The 17,406-nt window shown below is 69.4% G+C and carries 21 protein-coding genes; 12 read left to right on the forward strand and 9 right to left on the reverse strand.

The window, feature by feature from the left end; genetic code table 11:
• The first annotated feature begins 22 nt into the window (after nt 1–22).
• The gene (locus tag M3149_RS11910) at nt 23–517 is read left to right on the forward strand and encodes an NUDIX hydrolase (RefSeq protein ID WP_251709705.1); all 495 of its coding nucleotides are present in this window, start codon (nt 23–25) and stop codon (nt 515–517) included.
• A 6-nt stretch (nt 518–523) separates the two neighbouring features.
• Here the strand turns inward: M3149_RS11910 and M3149_RS11915 are convergent, their stop codons facing one another.
• On the reverse strand, nt 524–1,516 hold the full coding sequence (locus tag M3149_RS11915; protein WP_251709707.1) for a sensor histidine kinase: 993 nt from the start codon (nt 1,514–1,516) through the stop codon (nt 524–526).
• Between the two features lie 209 nt (nt 1,517–1,725).
• Here M3149_RS11915 and M3149_RS11920 point away from each other — a divergent pair, with 209 nt between their 5' ends.
• Nucleotides 1,726–3,120 carry a DUF3422 family protein gene (locus tag M3149_RS11920; RefSeq protein ID WP_251709709.1) on the forward strand — a complete coding sequence of 465 codons (1,395 nt, stop codon included), beginning with the start codon at nt 1,726–1,728 and terminating at the stop codon, nt 3,118–3,120.
• On the opposite strand, the gene mnmA is transcribed toward M3149_RS11920, so the two are convergent.
• A complete protein-coding gene (gene mnmA, locus M3149_RS11925) occupies nt 3,083–4,243 on the reverse strand; it encodes a tRNA 2-thiouridine(34) synthase MnmA (protein ID WP_251709711.1) in 1,161 nt (386 codons plus the stop codon). The genes M3149_RS11920 and mnmA overlap by 38 nt on opposite strands.
• A gap of 150 nt (nt 4,244–4,393) precedes the next feature.
• On the opposite strand from mnmA, the gene M3149_RS11930 reads away from it, so the two are divergent.
• From M3149_RS11930 to M3149_RS11945, 4 genes are all read left to right on the forward strand, one after another.
• Entirely contained in the window at nt 4,394–4,651 is a 258-nt protein-coding gene (locus M3149_RS11930; RefSeq protein WP_251709713.1) for a PepSY domain-containing protein, read from the forward strand.
• Nucleotides 4,652–4,658: 7 nt separating this feature from the next.
• Entirely contained in the window at nt 4,659–5,186 is a 528-nt protein-coding gene (locus tag M3149_RS11935) for a cytochrome b/b6 domain-containing protein (RefSeq protein ID WP_251709714.1), read from the forward strand.
• A 9-nt stretch (nt 5,187–5,195) separates the two neighbouring features.
• Nucleotides 5,196–5,606 carry an alternative ribosome rescue aminoacyl-tRNA hydrolase ArfB gene (gene arfB / locus M3149_RS11940; protein WP_251709716.1) on the forward strand — a complete coding sequence of 137 codons (411 nt, stop codon included), beginning with the start codon at nt 5,196–5,198 and terminating at the stop codon, nt 5,604–5,606.
• Between the two features lie 173 nt (nt 5,607–5,779).
• Entirely contained in the window at nt 5,780–6,523 is a 744-nt protein-coding gene (locus tag M3149_RS11945) for a hemerythrin domain-containing protein (protein WP_251709718.1), read from the forward strand.
• 15 nt (nt 6,524–6,538) lie between these two features.
• Here M3149_RS11945 and M3149_RS11950 read toward each other — a convergent pair whose 3' ends face one another.
• Together M3149_RS11950 and M3149_RS11955 are read right to left on the reverse strand one after the other, a co-directional pair.
• Nucleotides 6,539–7,906, reverse strand: a complete 1,368-nt coding sequence (locus M3149_RS11950; RefSeq protein WP_251709720.1) for a GAF domain-containing protein — start codon at nt 7,904–7,906, stop codon at nt 6,539–6,541.
• Nucleotides 7,903–8,394, reverse strand: a complete 492-nt coding sequence (locus tag M3149_RS11955) for a hypothetical protein (RefSeq protein ID WP_251709722.1) — start codon at nt 8,392–8,394, stop codon at nt 7,903–7,905. Before M3149_RS11955 ends, M3149_RS11950 begins: the two co-directional genes overlap by 4 nt.
• A gap of 101 nt (nt 8,395–8,495) precedes the next feature.
• On the opposite strand from M3149_RS11955, the gene M3149_RS11960 reads away from it, so the two are divergent.
• A complete protein-coding gene (locus M3149_RS11960) occupies nt 8,496–9,098 on the forward strand; it encodes a TetR/AcrR family transcriptional regulator (protein WP_251709724.1) in 603 nt (200 codons plus the stop codon).
• A gap of 52 nt (nt 9,099–9,150) precedes the next feature.
• A complete protein-coding gene (locus M3149_RS11965; protein ID WP_251709725.1) occupies nt 9,151–10,038 on the forward strand; it encodes an alpha/beta hydrolase in 888 nt (295 codons plus the stop codon).
• 12 nt (nt 10,039–10,050) lie between these two features.
• Here the strand turns inward: M3149_RS11965 and M3149_RS11970 are convergent, their stop codons facing one another.
• The gene (locus M3149_RS11970) at nt 10,051–10,533 is read right to left on the reverse strand and encodes a MarR family winged helix-turn-helix transcriptional regulator (RefSeq protein ID WP_251709727.1); all 483 of its coding nucleotides are present in this window, start codon (nt 10,531–10,533) and stop codon (nt 10,051–10,053) included.
• Between the two features lie 108 nt (nt 10,534–10,641).
• Between M3149_RS11970 and M3149_RS11975 the strand changes: the two genes are divergently transcribed.
• Genes M3149_RS11975 through M3149_RS11990 form a run of 4 tightly spaced genes read left to right on the forward strand, consistent with a single transcriptional unit; the run spans nt 10,642 to nt 14,092 of the window.
• Nucleotides 10,642–11,844, forward strand: a complete 1,203-nt coding sequence (locus M3149_RS11975) for a 3-hydroxybenzoate 6-monooxygenase (protein WP_251709729.1) — start codon at nt 10,642–10,644, stop codon at nt 11,842–11,844.
• Between the two features lie 38 nt (nt 11,845–11,882).
• A complete protein-coding gene (locus tag M3149_RS11980) occupies nt 11,883–12,941 on the forward strand; it encodes a cupin domain-containing protein (protein WP_251709731.1) in 1,059 nt (352 codons plus the stop codon).
• A 14-nt stretch (nt 12,942–12,955) separates the two neighbouring features.
• Entirely contained in the window at nt 12,956–13,657 is a 702-nt protein-coding gene (locus M3149_RS11985; protein ID WP_251709733.1) for a fumarylacetoacetate hydrolase family protein, read from the forward strand.
• A gap of 39 nt (nt 13,658–13,696) precedes the next feature.
• Nucleotides 13,697–14,092, forward strand: a complete 396-nt coding sequence (locus M3149_RS11990) for a YbaN family protein (RefSeq protein ID WP_251709735.1) — start codon at nt 13,697–13,699, stop codon at nt 14,090–14,092.
• On the opposite strand, the gene M3149_RS11995 is transcribed toward M3149_RS11990, so the two are convergent.
• The 4 genes from M3149_RS11995 to fmt all read right to left on the reverse strand — a co-directional run bounded on the left by M3149_RS11995 (nt 14,089) and on the right by fmt (nt 17,396).
• Complete coding sequence (locus tag M3149_RS11995; RefSeq protein ID WP_251709737.1) at nt 14,089–15,288, reverse strand: phosphoglycerate kinase; 1,200 nt, start codon at nt 15,286–15,288, stop codon at nt 14,089–14,091. The two genes, M3149_RS11990 and M3149_RS11995, sit on opposite strands and share 4 nt — an antisense overlap.
• Before the next feature lie 83 nt (nt 15,289–15,371).
• Nucleotides 15,372–15,707, reverse strand: a complete 336-nt coding sequence (locus M3149_RS12000) for an AzlD domain-containing protein (protein WP_251709738.1) — start codon at nt 15,705–15,707, stop codon at nt 15,372–15,374.
• Entirely contained in the window at nt 15,700–16,398 is a 699-nt protein-coding gene (locus tag M3149_RS12005; protein ID WP_251709855.1) for an AzlC family ABC transporter permease, read from the reverse strand. Before M3149_RS12005 ends, M3149_RS12000 begins: the two co-directional genes overlap by 8 nt.
• Nucleotides 16,399–16,439: 41 nt before the next feature.
• Nucleotides 16,440–17,396, reverse strand: coding sequence for a methionyl-tRNA formyltransferase (gene fmt, locus M3149_RS12010; protein ID WP_251709740.1), 957 nt, complete (start codon nt 17,394–17,396; stop codon nt 16,440–16,442).
• Nucleotides 17,397–17,406: the final 10 nt, after the last annotated feature.

A 17,406-nucleotide genomic window follows, 5' to 3' on the forward strand; every position in this document is an offset into this window, starting at 1 on the left:
CACCGCGCCAGATAATTCCCGCATGAGCGAACGATGGAAACCCAGCGTCACCGTGGCCGCGGTGATCGAGCGCGACGGCCGCTACCTGCTGGTCGAGGAGCACACCCCCGAAGGATTGCGGCTGAACAACCCCGCCGGCCACCTGGATCCGGGCGAGAGCCCGGCACAGGGGGTGGCGCGAGAGACGCTCGAAGAGACAACCCATGCGTTCACGCCGCAAGCACTGGTGGGCGTGTACCTGTCACGCTTCCAGCGCGGCGCCGAGGACATCACCTACCTGCGTTTCGCCTTTTGCGGCGACCTTGGCCCGGCGATGGCCGGTCGATCGTTGGACCAGGGCATCGTGCGCACACTGTGGCTCACGCCGGACGAGGTGCGCGCCAGTGCGGCGCGCCACCGCAGCCCGCTGGTGCTGCGCTGCATGGAGGATCACCTGGCCGGGCGGCGGTATCCGCTCGATCTGCTGAGCACCGACGCGTCGGTGTTCAGCAGCGCGCGCCGGGCCGGGCCTGATTGATGGCGTTCAGCGGGCCGCCTCGGCCAGCGGCACACGCAGGCTGAAGCAGGTGCCATGACCCACACGAGAGCGCACGCCGAGCCCGATGCCCAGCAACTGGGCCGCCTGATGCACGATGCAAAGGCCCAGGCCGACGCCGTTCTCCGTCTCGGTGCGTGTCTGGCCACGGTAATGCAGATCGAACACGTGGGCGAGTTCCGACTCGTTCAGTCCTGGCCCGGTGTCCCACACCTGGATCAGCAGATGCGTGTCCCGCCGGCGGCATGACACGAGCACGCCACCCTGTCGCGTGCAGCGCACGGCGTTGGTGATCAACTGGCCAAGCATGCGTTCAAGCAGGATGGCGTCACTGCGCGCGTGCTCCAGGCTGGGCGTCACCGTCCAGTGCAGGCCGCGCGCACTGGCCACCGGCCCGTGCACGCGATCGATGCGCTCGAGCATCGCCTGCACCGAAAACACCGCCAGCCGCGGCTGGATTGCACCGGATTCCAGCAAGGCGATGGTGTTGATCGTGTCCAGCAATTCGTCGGCCGCCTCGAGGGCCTTGTGCAACTGGTCCAGCGTGGACCCGAAGCGGCGCATTGCCCGTTGATGCTGCAGGCTCTGCGTGGCCAGGCTCATGGCGTACAGGGGCTGTCGCAGATCGTATGCCAGGGCATTGAGCAGCCGGGAGCGCTCGCGCAGGGTGCGCTCGGCCACCGCCCGTTCCACCCTGGCGTGGAACCGGCCTGCCATCACACCGGCCAGCTTGCGCGCCCAACGTCGCTGCACCAGGCCGCACAGCAGCAACACGAGTCCTGCGCCGGCCCCCGCCGATAGCAACATGCCCAACAGCGGATCGGGCGCGGTGGTCAGCGACCACCACAGCCACCCGATCGACAGGAGACCGAGTGCCAGCGAAGCGCCCACCAGGACGCACCAGCGGGGCACCGCTTCGCTCGGCACGCTCGGCTGGCGCGAGCCGCGGTCCGTGGCCGGACGTTCGTCTTGACTGCCCATGGAACCCCCATCCGCCCGTGCGACGGCGCTGCACTGCCGCGAGTGGCTGCCAGTATTCGAGGCACCGGAGGTCGACTCAATACTGCCTATGCAGTAGGCTGCAGGCAGGCCCTCACCAACGGCCCGCCGGACGGGGCATCGGGTTCGAGGGTGGCCACGCGCCGCCCATCGCATACAGTTGAACGGCCCACCTGTCGAGGTCACCCGACATGAATCCGATCCGCGACCTGCCCCCCGACGATCCCGAGCGCCGTTCGCTGCACGACGAGGTGCACGCTCGCCCCTCGGCGCAGATCCGCCTGCCGGCGCTGGTGACCTTCGTCGCCGTGCTCAATGAGGGCGTGGGCCGCGAACAGGAACTGGAGCACCTGCGCCGCCTGCCTGGCCACGACGCCTTGCAGGTGCGGGACCTGCAAGCCAACTTCCTGCGCCTGCCGCTGCCCGACGGACGCACCCTCAAATGGGAGCGCCACACGGAGTTCACGCGCTATTCGCTGGTGCAGCCCTTGCCCGAGGGCCTCGGCCTCGGGGCGGTCGCCCCCGAGCTGCACCAGGCGCTGGCGTTGCCGCCGGGCTGGGTCGGCGCAATTCCGGGGCGCACCGTCGCGGCGATCCTGCTGGCCATGGTGCATGCGGAACTGCCGGCACAGACCAGCGAGGCGCAGGCCACGCTGATGCGCCCGGTGCAGCGCTGGTTCGGCGAACGCACCGTGATGGCGTCCCAGCTGGGGGGCGGGCATTCCTGGGCGGCCACCGACTTCCATCTGCGCGAGAGCGGGTTCGAACACATGCTGGTGGTCGCCCCCCCCGACACCACCGAGGCGCGTGCCGGACGCATCTCGCAGCGGCTCCTCGAGATGGAAATCTACCGGCTGATGGCCTTGCGCGGGCTGCCGGTCGCCAAGGAGCTCTCGCCCATGCTGGCGCAGGCGGAGGCGCAACTGGCCGCCATCACCGCCCAGCTGGAGCACAAGAGCGTGTCCGAGCAGGACCTGCTCGACCGGCTGGTGGCGCTGGCCGGTGGTGTGGAGCGCGCCACCGCCGAGCACACCTACCGCTTCGCGGCCACGCGCGCTTATGACGCGCTGGTGGTGCAGCGCATCGGCGAGCTGCGCGAGCGCCCGATACCCGGCACCCAGACACTGGGCGAGTTCATGCGGCGACGCCTGTCGCCCGCCATGGCCACGGTGGCCGCGTCCGAACGTCGCCTGGGCTCGCTGTCCGAGCGCATCACGCGCACCAGCGCGCTGCTGCGCACGCGCGTGGACATCGCCACCGAGGCGCAGAACCAGGAGCTGCTGGCCAAGCTCACGCGTGGGCAAGAGCTGCAATTGCAGCTGCAGACCACGGTGGAGGGTCTGTCGATCGCGGCGATCTCGTACTACGTGATCAGCCTGCTGCTCTACGTGGGCAAGGGCGCCAAGGCCGCGGGGCTGCCGATCCACCCCGAGATGGCCGCCGCCGCACTGGTGCCCCTGGTGCTGTGGGCCACCTGGCGCACCACGCGCAAGATCCACGCGAGGCTGGGCGGCTCGCTGCGCCGCGCGATCGAGTCGCCCGCGCCGTCTACAGCGCCTGCGCCGCCAGCGCCGCCGAAGGGCTGAAGGCGTCCTCGCCCGAGGCGGCCTCGGTCACGATGACGCCCCCACCCAGACAGACCTCGCCGTCGTAGAGCACCGCGCTCTGACCCGGCGTCACGGCCCATTGGGGCTGATCGAAACGCAGCACGAAGCCGTCGGCCCCGCGCGGCTCGAAGGCGCACGGCGCATCGGCCTGGCGGTAGCGGGTCTTGGCGCCCAGGGGGCCGGCACCGGGCGGCTGACCCGCCACCCAGCTCGCGTCGTGTGCGCGCAGGCGCGGTGCGAGCAGCCAGGGGTGGTCGTGACCTTGCACCGCCCACAAGGTGTTGTTCGCGATGTCCTTGCGCGCCACGAACCAGGGTTCATGCTCGCTACCGCCCTTTTGTGCACCCTTGGCCTTCACGCCGCCGATGCCCAGGCCCTGGCGCTGACCCAGGGTGTAGAAGCTCAGGCCCACGTGCTCGCCGATGACGCGGCCACGCTCGTCCTTGATCGGCCCCGGCGCGCTGGCGATGTACCGGTTGAGGAACTCGCGGAACGGGCGCTCGCCGATGAAGCAGATGCCGGTGCTGTCCTTCTTCTTCGCGTTGGGCAGGCCGATCTCGGCCGCAATGCGCCGCACCTCGGTCTTGGGCAACTCACCCACGGGAAACATCGTCTTCGCGAGCTGCGCCTGGTTCAGGCGGTGCAGGAAATAGCTCTGGTCTTTCAGCGGGTCCAGCCCCTTGAGCAGTTCGAATCGCCCGGCGCGTTCGCGCACACGCGCGTAGTGGCCGGTGGCGATCTTCCCGGCGCCCAGGCGCATGGCGTGGTCCAGAAATGCCTTGAACTTGATCTCGGCGTTGCACAGGATGTCCGGGTTGGGGGTGCGCCCGGCCTGGTACTCGCGCAGGAACTCGGCAAACACACGGTCCTTGTACTCAGCGGCGAAGTTCACGTGCTCGATGTCGATGCCGAGCACGTCGGCCACGCTGGCGGCGTCGAGCCAGTCCTGGCGGCTGGTGCAGTGCTCGCCATCGTCGTCGTCTTCCCAGTTCTTCATGAAGATGCCGACGACCTCGTGCCCCTGCTGCTTGAGCAGGTACGCACTCACCGCGGAGTCCACGCCCCCGCTCAAGCCCACCACCACGCGCTGTTTCGATCCCATGGGCCGCAATTATCCCAGCGGGCTCGCGACCCCACGGCGGGCAGGGAAGCCACTTGCCTGCCCACCGCGGTGCGGCTTAAGCCTGGGTTCATCCGCCCTGACTGCAATGACGCCACCCGCATGTGCGGGGCAACACCAAGGATCTCCACGATGAAACGCTTTGCCACGGCCGTCTGCGGCCTCACCCTCACCGGCATCGCCCTGGCCGGCCCGACCTGTGCCGCGACCAGGGACGGCTGGAAGCCCGAGGCCGAATTCAAGAAGGAACTCGCTGCGCAGGGCTACCAGATCAAGAATTTCAAGGTCACCAAGGGCAACTGCTATGAGATCTACGGCACCGACAAGGCGGGCAAGAAGGTCGAGATCTACTTCGATCCGGTCTCCGGCAAGGCCGTCAAATCGGAGTGAACGCGCCATGAATGCACCGACCGCGCAACGCGTGTGGGATCCGTTCGTGCGCTTCTTCCATTGGTCGCTCGTGGCCTGCGTGGTGCTCAACCAGGGCTTGCTCGAAGAGGGTGACCCACCCCACCGCTGGATCGGCTACGCCGCGGCCGCCTTGGTGGGCCTGCGCGTGCTGTGGGGTTTCGTGGGCACACGCCACGCGCGCTTCACCGATTTCTGGCCCACCCCGGCGCGCGTGCGCGCGCACCTGGCGGGGCTGCGCGGCACGCACCGGCCGGCAGCCCCCGGGCACAACCCGCTGGGCGCCATCGCGATGCTGCTGCTGATGGCGCTGGTGCTCGCGCTGGCGCTCACCGGCTGGCTGCAGGGCACCGGGCGTTTCTGGGGCAACGAGGCGCTCGAAGAACTGCACGAGGGCCTGGCCGCAGCGCTGCTGTGGCTGGCCGGCCTGCACGCGGCCGCCGCGCTGGTGATGGGTCGCCTGGAGCGCACACGGCTGATCAAGGCCATGTTCACCGGCGTGAAGGAGCACTACTAGACTCGCGGCATGCATGCGACACCGCTGATCGACCCCGCCGAGGTGGACTTCACCGCCATTCGCGCGCAGGGCGCGGGGGGGCAGAACGTCAACAAGGTGAGCAACGCGGTGCACCTGCGCTTCGTGGTGCGCGCGTCCTCGCTGCCCGAGGCGGTGAAGACGCGCCTGCTGGCCCTGCACGACACCCGGCTCACGCAGGAGGGCGTGATCGTCATCAAGGCGCAGGGCAGCCGCAGTCTGGAGCAGAACAAGGCCGATGCGCTGGCGCGGCTGCAGGCCATGGTGGACGCCGCGGCCGTGGTGCCCAAGACCCGGCGCGCCACACGCCCCACGCGCGCCGCGCGCGAGCGGCGTCTGCAAGGCAAGGTGCAGCGCGGCGCGGTCAAACAGTTGCGCGGGCGCATTCGCGGGCTGGACTGAGCGCTTTTCCCCCGGGTGGGGGAGGCTTAAGGTCTTTTTAGGGAGCACTTAAGCGCCATTTAGCGACGCGATGGGTGGGTATTTCCGACACTTTCGTTCATGGACGCGTGGCGCATGGGGCGCCGCCGCCAGCACCACGACGCCGGGGTCAGCCGGCGAACCAGGAAACCACCATGCAATCCCATCCGATCGAATTCGCGGCCATTGCCGCCGCCGCCCGCACCGGCGAAGGACGCTTCAACATGTACGCCGGCATCCACAAGGCGCTGCGCGCCGTCATGGGCGACACACTCTTCGCCCTTGGCCGCGCCGACCCCACCGACGAGGCGGAGGTGCGCGACGCCTGCGATCGTGTCGTCGAGTTGATGGAGATGTGCGAACGCCATGTCGAGCACGAGAACCGCTTCGTACACGCCGCGCTGCAAGCGCGCTGCCCCGGCGTATGCGACGCGGTGGGCCATGAGCACGAGGACCATCTGCGCCACACCGCCCGCCTGAGCGAGGCCGCGCGTGCGCTGGCCAATGTGCCCACCGCCGAGCGTGCAAGTGCGCTGCACGCGCTGTACCTCGCCGTGGCACTGTTCGTGGCCGAGAACTTTGCGCACATGCACGTCGAAGAAACGCAGCACAACGCCGCGCTCTGGGCCACCTACAACGACTTCGAGCTGCTCGCCATCCACGACGAGCTCGTCGCCAGCATCCCGCCGCAGGAGATGATGCTGATCGCACGCTGGCTGCTGCCCGCAATGAACACAGTGGAGCGCTGCATGATGGTCAACGACATGCAGACCAAGGCACCGCTGGCGGCCGTGGAGGCCATGCTCGACGTGGCGCGCGCGCACATGAACCAGCGCGACTGGGCCAAGCTCGCGCGCGGCATCAACCTGCCGCCGGTGCCGGGCCTGGTCGAGGTCTGAGGCGCTCCGGGCGCATCAGGCGCTCTCTGCCAGCTCCACCGGCGCGAGCGCGTCGAAGCGGAAGCAGCCGCGGCCGGTTTTCTGCAAGCGCAGCGCCGGGCATTGTTCGCTCAGGCGGCGGTGCAACAGCAGCAGCCGCGCCTCGAGGTTGTCGCTCACATCCGGCAGGCGCAGCGAAGGGTCGAGCCGCAGCTCGCGGTTGGTGAATTCGCTGCGCCCACCCCGGTGGTCGTTGAGCAGCTTCCACAGGATGGCGCCGGCCACACCTTTGATGAGGTAGGCGTTGTTCACGAAGATGCTGTCGTCGCGCCGGTAGCGGCGCACGCGCAGCAACGCCGACGCGGCGGCCACGGGCGCCTCGCCGGGCAGCGCGTCGGCCTCGCCACAGGGCTCCTCGGATTCGTGCATGAGGTCGATGCCGGCCGCCAACTGCCCGGCCAGCGTGACCAGCAGATCCTCGTCCTCGAAATCGAAGCGCAGGTCCTGCCCGCTTTCGACGAACAGCACGCCCAGCACGCGGTCGGCCGAGAGCAGCGGCGCCGCGAGCTGGCTGCGCGGCTGGGGCAGTCCCGGGTAAGGGATATCGGTGCTGCCCGCGCCTTCCATGCCCTGGCGCATGGCCTGGTTGTAGCGCTGCGCGGTTGTCATGTGGTTGATGCGGATGGGGGTGCGCTCGCGCGCAGCAACGCCGATCACGCCGTGGCCGATCGCGATCTCCGAGCCCACGCCCGAGGTGGCGTAGCCGCGGCTGGCCACCGTGTAGAGCCGCTGCGTGCTGGCGTCCAGGATCAGCACCATGGCGTGGCGCACACCCATCTCGCGCTCCAGGGCATCGAGTGCCGCCTCGAGCAGCGTGTCCAGCGAGCGCGCCGCCGACAGGCCCGTGCTCACGCGGCGCAACACCATCAGCGGATTGGGCCGGGCCGGCGGCGCGGGCAGCGCCATCGGCATCGTCTCGGCGGGCAGGCGTTCGATCGCCAGCACCGCATGGATGTCGGCGCCGCGCAGGTGGAACACGTCGGCCATGCCGCCGTGCGAGGCGATGCCGGCAAGTTGCGCCTTCATGCTCTCGAACACCGGGCCCTCGGTCTCGGTGCGTTCGTAGCGCAGGTGCAGGCGGTAGAAACGCCCGGTGCGCGGGTGCAGCAACAGCACCGTCGATCGCGGGTGCGCGAGCAGGTTCTGCCGTGTCTTGTTGAAGAACTGGAACGACAGCGCCACGTGCCGCGCGTCCACGTGATAGACCTGCGAGATGTAGGCCACGTTGGGTGTGCCGTCGGGCGCCACGGTGGCCATGATGGACGGGACCATCCCCTCCATGCAGGGGCGCAGCTCGTCCATCTCCGCGTGTTCGAACGCCGAGGTCGCGTCGGGCGCGTTCATGCGGCCTCCATGCGCTGGCCGGCGTGCTGGCCCGGCGTCTGATCGAACGCTTCGTCAGGTTCGAAAACCACCGCCACCAGATCGTCCGGCTGGTGGGCGAGCATGGCGCTGGCCAGCCCGTGCGGATAGCCCAGGGCGGCGAGCTCGTCTTCCATCGACAGGCGATAGCGCTCGATCAACGGCAGATCGAGCGCCTGGATTTCCCGCAGGTGCACGCGCCGGCTCTTGAACTGCACCGTGCGGTGCGTGCTGGGCTGGCTGAAGACCGCGGCCACGCGGCCACTGCTCGCAATGTCGGCCAGCAGCTGGCGCGACTGGCGCCGGGCCAGGAACGCGGTGATGCGACGCCCCCCGTCCTCCACATGGCTGCCGACGGCGCGCATCACGCTCGGCGTGAGCGCGTGGTCGCAACTACTCAGAATGAGCGACACGCCCTTGGTCATCATGGCCAGGAACTCGGGCTTGAGCGGCGGCACGGGCGGGTTCATCGGGATGGGGGGAGAACGCGCTGGATCATAGCCAGCGACCACTCGTCGTCCAAGTCCGGCACGAGCCATTGTTTTCGCACATATGTGCTAAATTGCTGCGCATGGACGCCCGAACCCAGAAAAGCGAAATGACGCGCGCCGCCATCGTCGGCGCCGCGCTCGACCTCGCGTCGGCCGAGGGGCTGGAGGCCATCACCCTGCAGGCGGTGGCCGACCGCATCGGCATTTCCAAGAGCGGCGTGTTCTCCCGTGTGGGTTCGCGCGAGGCGCTGCAGAAGGCGGTGATCGAGGAGTTCGGTCGCCGCTTCCTGGCCGACGTGTTCGTGCCGGCCATGCAGTCGCCCAAAGGCCTGCCGCGCCTGAGCGAGATCGTTCGCCGCTGGTTGATCCGCCTGCGCGACGTGGAGGCGCACACCGGCTGCCTCTACACCTCGGGTGCGTTCGAGCTCGACGATCGCGAGGGCGAGTTGCGCGACCTGCTGCTGGGCGAGGTGACGCGCTGGCGTGCCGCATTGCGTCGCACCGTGCTGCAGGCCGTCGAGGCCGGCCACCTCAAGCCCGACACCGACCCGGAGCAACTGGTGGGCGAGATCTGCAGCCTGGCGATCGGGCTGGTGCATGACGTGCGCTTTCTGCGCGATCCCCGCGCAACCGACCGCGCCCAGGCCACCTGGGCGCGCCTGCTGCAGACCTACCGGGTCTGACCCCCTTTTTTTGATCATGTTTCGCACAGTTGTGCGATTTCAGGAGAAGCCCATGAACACCTCCCCCTTGCAGACCGCGTCGGCCTACTACGACGCCAACCCCGCCACGCGCTGGCTGCGCTGGGGTCTCGGCTTGTCCGAGCGCCTCTGGCCCGCGCTGGCCGTGCGCGGTGCCGTGCGGCTGTTCGGCACCCCATTGCCACCGAAATGGATGCACGGGCGCCAACCCGCACTGTCGGCGTGGCAACAAGCGTCCTGGGCGTTCGAAGACGCCAGCATCACGCTGTATCAGCCGCCGCCCGCGCCACACGGGCCGGTGGCGTTGCTGCTGCACGGCTGGGGCGGGCACGCGGCGCAGATGCTGCCGCTCGCGCAGGCCCTGGCCAGCCGCGGTTGGCGGCCAGTGCTGGTCGATCTGCCGGCGCATGGCCGCAGCCTGGGCAGCACCAGCAACCTGCCGCAGTTCGCGCGCGCCATCGAGTACCTGGTGGCGCGGTTGCAGATGCAGGGGCATGCGGTGCGGGCGGTGGCGGCGCATTCGCTGGCGGCCAACGCGCTGGCGCACGCCGCGGCGCGCGGCCTGCCGGTGCAACGGCTGGTGCTGCTGGCGCCGCCGGCCTCGCCCCTGGCCTACACGCGCCTGTTCGCCTCGGTGTTCGGGCTGAGCGAAGCCACCCGCGTGCAACTGCAGCACCACGTCGAGGCGCGCGAAGGCATCCTGATGCGCCAGTTCGAGCCCGCGGCGGTGGGCCCGCGGGTGACGCAACCTACGCTGATCGTGCACGACCGCGAGGACCGCATCAACCGTTTCGCCGACGCCGAGGCCTATCGGGATGCGATCGCCGGTGCGCGGCTGCTGGAAACCAGTGGCCTGGGCCACACCCGCTTGCTGCGCGACGAACAGGTGCTCCACGCAGTGGCCGAGCACCTGCGGGCCTGAGCCGCACCCCGCTCAGCGCAGCGCCGCCACCTCGCTCGGTGCGCGGCTGAGCGCATTGTTCTCGTCCACCACGATGCGCATCAGGCGCATGAATTCGGCGCGCTGACGCTCGGTCAGCGGCGCCAGGATCTGCTGCTGCGCCAGCAGCATGGCCGGCACCGCCTCGGTCAGCAAGCGCTCGCCGTCGGCAGTGAGCCAGAGCTGGCGCGCGCGCCGATCGCTTGGCGCGGTGCGGCGCTCCAGCGCCCCGCGTTGTTCCAGGCGGTCCACCACGCCGCCGGTGGTGGAGGCATCCAGCGCAATGGTGCGTGCCAGCGTGCGTTGGTCGATACCGGGCTGGTTGGCCACGGTCTGCAGCGCCGCGTACTGCACGGGCGTGATGCCCAGCTCCGAGAGCTCCTGCAGGAAGATGCCCACCGAAATCTGGTGCAGACGCCGGATGTAGTGGCCAGGCTGGTCGTCGATGTTGACGCTGGGCGGCGCTGGGCGTTTCATGGTGGTGGCGGCACGGTCGACGACAAGTGGAAGTGGACAGGATGCTATCAGGACACTTATGATAAGTGTACTGATCATCAGTATGCAGACGTTGTAGAGGAGACATCCGTGGCGACACAAGCAAAGCAGTTGCCGGTGCTGGTGGCCGGCGGCGGCATCGGCGGCCTGGCGGCGGCGCTGGCGCTGGTGCGCCAGGGCTTCGAGGTGAAGGTGTTCGAGCAAGCACCGCAGATCGGCGAGATCGGCGCCGGCATGCAGCTCGGCCCCAACGCGTTCTGGGCCTTCGACGCGCTGGGCGTGGGCGAGGCCGCCCGCTCGCGCGCGGTCTACATCGACGAGATGGTGATGACCGACGCGATCGACGAGTACACCATCGGCCGCGTGCCCACGGGCGAGGCCTTCCGCCAGCGCTTCGGCAACCCCTACGCGGTGATCCACCGCGCGGACGCCCACGGCTCGCTGCTGGAGGGCGTGCAGGCCAGCGACCGGGTGAGTTTTCACACCGCCACCCGCGTCGAGCGCATCGAGCAGGATGCCCATGGCGTGACCGTGTTCGATCAGCACGGCCAGGCACACCGGGGGCTGGCGCTGATCGGCGCCGATGGCGTGAAATCGGTGGTGCGCCAGCAGTTCGTGGGCGACCCGGCGCGCGTGACCGGCCACGTGGTCTACCGCGCCGTGGTCGACAAGGCCGACTTCCCCGAAGACCTGCGCTGGAACGCCGCCAGTCTGTGGGCCGGTCCGAACTGCCACCTGGTGCACTACCCGCTGCGTGGCGGCGAGCAGTACAACGTGGTCGTGACCTTCCACAGCCGCGAGCAAGAGGAATGGGGTGTGCGCGACGGTAGCAAGGAAGAGGTCGAGAGCTACTTCCAGGGCATCTGCCCGAAGGCGCGCCGGCTCATCGAATTGCCCAAAAGCTGGAAGCGCTGGGCCACCGCGGACCGCGATCCGATCGAGCGCTGGAGCTTTGGCCGCGTGACGCTGCTGGGAGATGCCGCCCACCCCACCACGCAGTACATGGCGCAGGGTGCGTGCATGGCGATCGAGGACGCGGTGACACTGGGTGAAGCGCTGCGCGTGCACGGCGGCGACTTCGACAAGGCGCTCGACCTGTACCAGCGCTCGCGCATCGCGCGCACGGCGCGCATCCTGCTGTCCTCGCGCGAGATGGGCCGCATCTACCACGCCAAGGGCGTCGAGCGACTCGTTCGCAACGACCTCTGGCGGGGCCGCAGTCCGGAACGCTTCTACGATGCCGTCGAATGGCTGTATGGCTGGCGCGTCGAGAACTGCCTGGCCACCCACTGACCCCACGCCCAACCCGCAACCCCCAACGCAAGACGCCCATGAACGACCTCGGCCGACTCGAAGACCTTCCCGCCGACTACGTGGCCGCGCTGCGCGCGCGCAACCTGGTGCCGCTGTGGCCCAGCCTGCGCGGCGTGCTGCCACCGCAGATTCCCACCCGCCAGACGAAGCCCACGCATTGGGCCTATGCCGACATCAAGCCGCTGCTGCTCAAGGCCGGCGAGCTCACGCCGATCGAGAAGGCCGAGCGGCGCGTGCTGGTGCTGGCCAACCCCGGCCACACGCTGGAGAAGATGCAGGCCAGCGCCGCGTTGTACCTGGGCATGCAGTTGCTGCTGCCGGGAGAATGGGCGCCCAGCCACCGCCACACACCCAATGCGGTGCGCATGGTGGTCGAAGGCGAGGGCGCCTGGACCACGGTGGACGGCGAGAAATGCCCCATGAGCCGCGGCGATCTGATCCTCACGCCGACCGGCCGCTGGCACGAACACGGCCACGATGGCGACCAGCCCGTGATCTGGCTCGACGTGCTGGACCTGCCGCTCATGTACTACCTGGAGGTGAGCTACCACCTCAACGGCGGTCGTCAGGACGTCAAGCCCGGCCGCGGCGACCAGGTCTATGCGCGCGGCGGCCTGCTGCCCACGCCGGTGTTCGGCCGCAGCGGCAAGCGCTACCCCATGCTGCGCTACCCCTGGGCCGAGGCCAAGGCTGCGCTGCTGGCCATCGCGAGCGACCAGCCCGGCCTCGAACACGTGCAGCTCACCTACACCAACCCCGAGACCGGCGAAGACGCCGAGAACGTTCTCGGCTTTCACGCACTCATGCTGCGCCCGGGCCAGACGCTCACCCTGCCCGCGCGCTCGCCGGCCTGCGTGTACCACGCCATCGAAGGCCGCGCACGCGTGAGCGTGGCCGCCCACGACTTCGATTTGAAGGAAGCCGACACTTGCTGCATACCGGGCTACACGCCGACCACGCTGGTCAATGCCTCGGCCAGCGAGCCCGCCTTCCTGTTCATCGCCGACGAGTCGCCCTTGCACCGCAAGCTCGGCGTCTACGAAGTGCGGCCCGACAACCAACCCGCGATGCCCTGATTCCTGGACACCCCATGCCTTCGTATCTGTTCAACCCGCCCCCCGTCGCCGCCCTGCCCATTCGTGGCCAGAGCGAACTGTTTCCCGTCAACCGCCTGTTCTTTGTCGGTCGCAACTACCACGCTCACGCGGTCGAGATGGGCAAGCCGGTCGACAAGTCGCTCGAGCGGCCGTTCTACTTCACCAAATCGCTCACCACGCTTACCCCGTCGGGCGTCACCGTGCCCTACCCGAGCGAGACCACGAACTACCACTTCGAGATGGAGCTCGTGGTGGCCATCGGCCGCGCGGGCTTTCGCGTCGCTGCGGCCGACGCACACGAGCTGGTCTACGGTTACGCCGCGGGCCTGGACATGACGCGGCGCGACCTGCAGCTGGTGGCGCGCGACAAGGGTCGCCCCTGGGACCTGGGCAAGGACATCGAGCAGGGTTCGGTGTGCAGCGAGATCGTGCCGATGCCGTTCACGGTGATCGAGCGCGGCGCGATCGAGTTGCAGGTCAATGGTCAGACGAAGCAGAAGTCCGACGTCGACAAGCTGATCTGGAACATCCGCGAGATCATCGAAGACCTCTCGCGTTTCTATCACCTGCAGGCGGGCGACCTGATATACACCGGCACCCCCGAGGGCGTGGGCGCGGTCGTCAGCGGCGACCGCCTGGAAGGCCACGTCGACGGCGTGGGCAGCGTCTCGCTCACCATCGGCCCCGCGGCCTGAGCCGGCGTGCACGGGCAGCGCTGGCTATCATGCCGGCGCATGCCCTCACCTGAAGACACCCCACGCGCCGTGCGCTGGCTGCTCTGGCTGGCCGGCACGGTCTCGCTGGGGTTGGGCATTCTGGGTGTGGTGCTGCCAGGGTTGCCCACCACCCCCTTCGTGCTGCTGGCCGCGGCCTGCTACGCGAAAGCGTCGCCGCGCTTGCACCGCTGGCTGCGCGCACACCGCCTGTTCGGCCCCATGGTGCGCGACTGGGAGGAGCACCGCAGCCTCACGCGCCGCACCAAGCGCATCGCCCAGGGCACCATGCTGGTGATGGTCGCCATCTCCGCCTGGGGCCTGCGCGAGCGTCCCGTGCTGCTGGCGGTGGTGCTGGTGGCCGCGCTGATCGGCGTGTGGGTGGTGGCGCGCATCCCCACCCGAACCGGGCCTTAACCCTGCGCCCGGCGCGCCAGCACCTCGAACGCCGGCAGCGTCTTGCCTTCCAGCACCTCAAGGAAGGCGCCGCCGCCGGTGGATATGTAGCCCACGTCCTTCTCGATGCCGTACTTGGCGATCGCCGCGAGCGTGTCGCCGCCGCCGGCGATGCTGAACGCAGGGCTCTGCGCGATGGCCTGCGCGATCGTCTTGGTGCCGCCCTCGAAGGCCGCGAACTCGAACACGCCCACCGGCCCGTTCCACACAATGGTGCCGGCCTGCTTGAGTTGCGCCGCCAGCTTCGTGGCCGTCTCGGGGCCGATGTCCAGAATCAGGTCGTCGGCGGCCACGTCGGCGGCTTTCTTCACCGTGGCCGGCGCGTCGGCCGCAAAGGCCTTGGCGGTGACGACGTCGGTCGGGATCGGCACTTCCGCGCCGCGCGCCTTCATGGCGTCGATCACCGCACGCGCCTCGCCCACCAGGTCTGGCTCGGCCAGGCTTTTGCCGATCGGCAGACCGGCCGCGAGCAGGAAGGTGTTGGCAATACCGCCACCGACGATGAGCTGATCGACCTTGCCCGCCAGACTTTGCAGGATCGTGAGCTTGGTGCTGACCTTGGAGCCCGCCACGATGGCCACCAGCGGGCGCTTCGGTTGCGCCAGCGCCTGGGCGATGGCGTCCATCTCGGCGGCCAGCAGCGGGCCGGCGCAGGCAACGGGCGCGGTCTCGGCGATGCCGTAGGTGGTGCCCTCGGCGCGGTGCGCGGTACCGAAGGCGTCGTGCACGAAGATGTCGCACAGCGCGCCGAGCTTCTTCGCGAGCTCGGGATGGTTCTTCTTCTCGCCCACGTTCAGGCGGCAGTTCTCCAGCAGCACCACCTCGCCCGGCGCGACCGAGAAGTCGCCGTCAACCCACCCGCCGATCAGGCGCACCGGCTGGCCGAGCAGCTCGGCCAGGCGCGCGGCCACGGGTTGCAGCGAATCCTCGGGCTTGAACTGGCCCTCGGTGGGACGGCCCAGGTGCGAGGTGACCATGACGGCCGCGCCCGCGTCGAGTGCCAGGCGGATGGCGGGCACGCTGGCGCGGATGCGCGTGTCTTCGGTGATACGACCCTGCTCGTCCTGCGGCACGTTGAGGTCGGCGCGGATGAAGACGCGCTGGCCCTTGACGCGGCCCTGGGCACAGAGATCGGTGAAGCGGATGAAGGCGGACATGTCGGCAATCCAGGGGTTCGATGGACAAACCCGGGGATTGTAGGAAACGCCGCTGACGCGCCCGCGGTGCCCGGGACCGGCGCCTACCAGCCCAGGCCGATGCGCAGCGGCAGGTAGACGGCCATGCCGCTCACGATGGTGCCGAGCACGCTGCGACGGTGGAAGTACCAGGCGGCGCCCGCGGCGGCTGCGTACAGGCGCGCGTCCTGCCAGGTCTGCACCAGCGCGCCCTGGCTCATCACCACCTCGGGAATCACCACCGCCGACAACGCGGCGATGGGTGCGTACTGCAGCCCGCGCTGTGCCCAGCGCGGCAACGTCCAGGGCTTGCTGGAGATCAGGAAGAAGCCTCGCGTGAGCACGGTGATGCCACCGAGCGCGACGATGGTCAGCAGCGTCCAGGGGTTCAGGTCAAGCATGCTGCTCTCCGGCGGGCGGCGGCTTGACGTGCTCGATGATCAGGCACAGCGCGACGGCGCAGGCGATGGCCACCAGGATGTTGAGCTTGAGCGGCAGCGCCCACGCCACGACCGCGGCCATGCCCGCCACGCCAGCCGAGACCATGCGCAGGCGCGAGGTGGCCAGCGAGCACAGCACGCCCAGCAGCGCCAGGATGCCCGCGAATCCCAGGCCCCATTCGGTGGGGATGGCGTTGGCCAGCGCCACGCCAAGCAGGCTCGCGCCCATCCAGGCACCGTAATTCACCGCACAGTTGCCCATCAGGAAGGCCTGCTGGCGCGCGATCTCATCGGGCGTGCGCCCTGCATGCGGATAGCGCCGCGCGAAGAACACATAGCTCAGGTCGCCCGTGACGTAGCCGGTGGCCAGACGTTCCCAACGCGGCAGGTGCATCAGGTAGGGCCGCAGGTGCGCCGAAAACACCACGAAGCGCAGGTTGACGCAGAACGCTGCGGCCAGGATCACCCACAGCGGCGCGCCGGCCGCGATCATGGGCACGGCCGCGAGTTGCGCGCTGCCGGCGTAGACGATCAGCGTCATGAGCACCGCCTCCAGCGCCGACATGCCCGACTTGACCATGGCCACACCGGTCATGAGGCCCCAGGCCGAGATGCCCAGCGCGACCGATGCCTGGTCGCGCACGCCCTCCATGAATTCGGGGTGCAAGCGGTGTTCACGCTTGAGGAAAAGGATCACGCCGCGGCCCCCAGGCGCTGTCCGGGCGTGATGGGAAAGCCGCGCAGGAATTCCCCCGCCGCCAGGCGTTTGCCGCCCGCACGCTGCAACTGCGTCAGGCGCAGGGCCTGCTCGCCGCAGGCCACCGTGATGCCGCGATCGCCCACGTCGAGCACGCTGCCCGGCTCGCCCGCGCCGTCGGCAAGCTGCGCCGCCCAGACCTTGATCGCCTCGCCCGCGAGCGCGGTGCTGGCGCCGGGAAACGGGTCGAAGGCGCGCACACGGCGCTCGATCACCGCGGCCGGCAGCGACCAATCGATGGCCGCCTCGGCCTTCTCGATCTTGTGCGCGTAGGTGATGCCCTCGGCGGGCTGCGGTTCGGCGCGCAGGCCACCGCAAGCGGCGATCTCCAAGGCCTCCACGATGAGCCGCCCGCCGAGCGTGGCCAGGCGGTCGTGCAGCCGCGCGGTGGTGTCGTCGGCGCGGATCGGCAGCGCTTCACGCAGCAGCATGGCGCCGGTGTCCAGGCCCTCGTCCATCTGCATGATGGTCACGCCGGTCTGGGTGTCGCCGGCCTCGATGGCGCGGTGGATCGGCGCGGCGCCGCGCCAGCGCGGCAGCAGCGAGGCGTGGATGTTGAGACAGCCAAGCCGCGGCGCGTCCAGCACCCAGCGCGGCAGGATGAGGCCGTAGGCCGCTACCACCATCGCGTCGGCCTGCGCCGCCACGATGGCTTCGCGCGCGGCGGCCGCGTCATCGGGGTACTTGCCGTCCAGTCGCAGCCCGCGTGGTTGTGCCACGGCGATGCCTCGCTCCAGCGCCAGCTGCTTCACGGGCGAGGCCTGCAGCTTCATGCCACGGCCGGCGGGGCGGTCGGGTTGCGTGAGCACCAGCGGCACGTCAAAGCCGGCGGCCAGCACATGCGCCAGCGCGGCACGGGCGAATTCCGGCGTGCCGGCAAACAGGATCTTCATGCGGGAAACC

The sequence above is a fragment of the Hydrogenophaga intermedia genome (genome assembly GCF_023715105.1).
Taxonomy (GTDB): Bacteria; Pseudomonadota; Gammaproteobacteria; order Burkholderiales; family Burkholderiaceae_C; genus Hydrogenophaga; species Hydrogenophaga intermedia_A.

What these genes read in the sequence shown, in the direction of transcription:
- M3149_RS11945 (WP_251709718.1), top strand. Translation starts at nt 5,780, where the DNA reads ATGCAATCCCATCCGATCGAATTCGCGGCCATTGCCGCCGCCGCCCGC.
- M3149_RS12005 (WP_251709855.1), bottom strand. Translation starts at nt 16,398, where the DNA reads ATGGAGGGCGTGCGCGACCAGGCATCGGTCGCGCTGGGCATCTCGGCC.
- M3149_RS11935 (WP_251709714.1), top strand. Translation starts at nt 4,659, where the DNA reads ATGAATGCACCGACCGCGCAACGCGTGTGGGATCCGTTCGTGCGCTTC.
- M3149_RS11980 (WP_251709731.1), top strand. Translation starts at nt 11,883, where the DNA reads ATGAACGACCTCGGCCGACTCGAAGACCTTCCCGCCGACTACGTGGCC.
- M3149_RS11950 (WP_251709720.1), bottom strand. Translation starts at nt 7,906, where the DNA reads ATGAACGCGCCCGACGCGACCTCGGCGTTCGAACACGCGGAGATGGAC.
- M3149_RS12000 (WP_251709738.1), bottom strand. Translation starts at nt 15,707, where the DNA reads ATGCTTGACCTGAACCCCTGGACGCTGCTGACCATCGTCGCGCTCGGT.
- arfB (WP_251709716.1), top strand. Translation starts at nt 5,196, where the DNA reads ATGCATGCGACACCGCTGATCGACCCCGCCGAGGTGGACTTCACCGCC.
- M3149_RS11995 (WP_251709737.1), bottom strand. Translation starts at nt 15,288, where the DNA reads ATGTCCGCCTTCATCCGCTTCACCGATCTCTGTGCCCAGGGCCGCGTC.
- M3149_RS11960 (WP_251709724.1), top strand. Translation starts at nt 8,496, where the DNA reads ATGGACGCCCGAACCCAGAAAAGCGAAATGACGCGCGCCGCCATCGTC.
- M3149_RS11930 (WP_251709713.1), top strand. Translation starts at nt 4,394, where the DNA reads ATGAAACGCTTTGCCACGGCCGTCTGCGGCCTCACCCTCACCGGCATC.
- M3149_RS11920 (WP_251709709.1), top strand. Translation starts at nt 1,726, where the DNA reads ATGAATCCGATCCGCGACCTGCCCCCCGACGATCCCGAGCGCCGTTCG.
- M3149_RS11965 (WP_251709725.1), top strand. Translation starts at nt 9,151, where the DNA reads ATGAACACCTCCCCCTTGCAGACCGCGTCGGCCTACTACGACGCCAAC.
- M3149_RS11915 (WP_251709707.1), bottom strand. Translation starts at nt 1,516, where the DNA reads ATGGGCAGTCAAGACGAACGTCCGGCCACGGACCGCGGCTCGCGCCAG.
- fmt (WP_251709740.1), bottom strand. Translation starts at nt 17,396, where the DNA reads ATGAAGATCCTGTTTGCCGGCACGCCGGAATTCGCCCGTGCCGCGCTG.
- mnmA (WP_251709711.1), bottom strand. Translation starts at nt 4,243, where the DNA reads ATGGGATCGAAACAGCGCGTGGTGGTGGGCTTGAGCGGGGGCGTGGAC.
- M3149_RS11970 (WP_251709727.1), bottom strand. Translation starts at nt 10,533, where the DNA reads ATGAAACGCCCAGCGCCGCCCAGCGTCAACATCGACGACCAGCCTGGC.
- M3149_RS11955 (WP_251709722.1), bottom strand. Translation starts at nt 8,394, where the DNA reads ATGAACCCGCCCGTGCCGCCGCTCAAGCCCGAGTTCCTGGCCATGATG.
- M3149_RS11985 (WP_251709733.1), top strand. Translation starts at nt 12,956, where the DNA reads ATGCCTTCGTATCTGTTCAACCCGCCCCCCGTCGCCGCCCTGCCCATT.
- M3149_RS11990 (WP_251709735.1), top strand. Translation starts at nt 13,697, where the DNA reads ATGCCCTCACCTGAAGACACCCCACGCGCCGTGCGCTGGCTGCTCTGG.
- M3149_RS11910 (WP_251709705.1), top strand. Translation starts at nt 23, where the DNA reads ATGAGCGAACGATGGAAACCCAGCGTCACCGTGGCCGCGGTGATCGAG.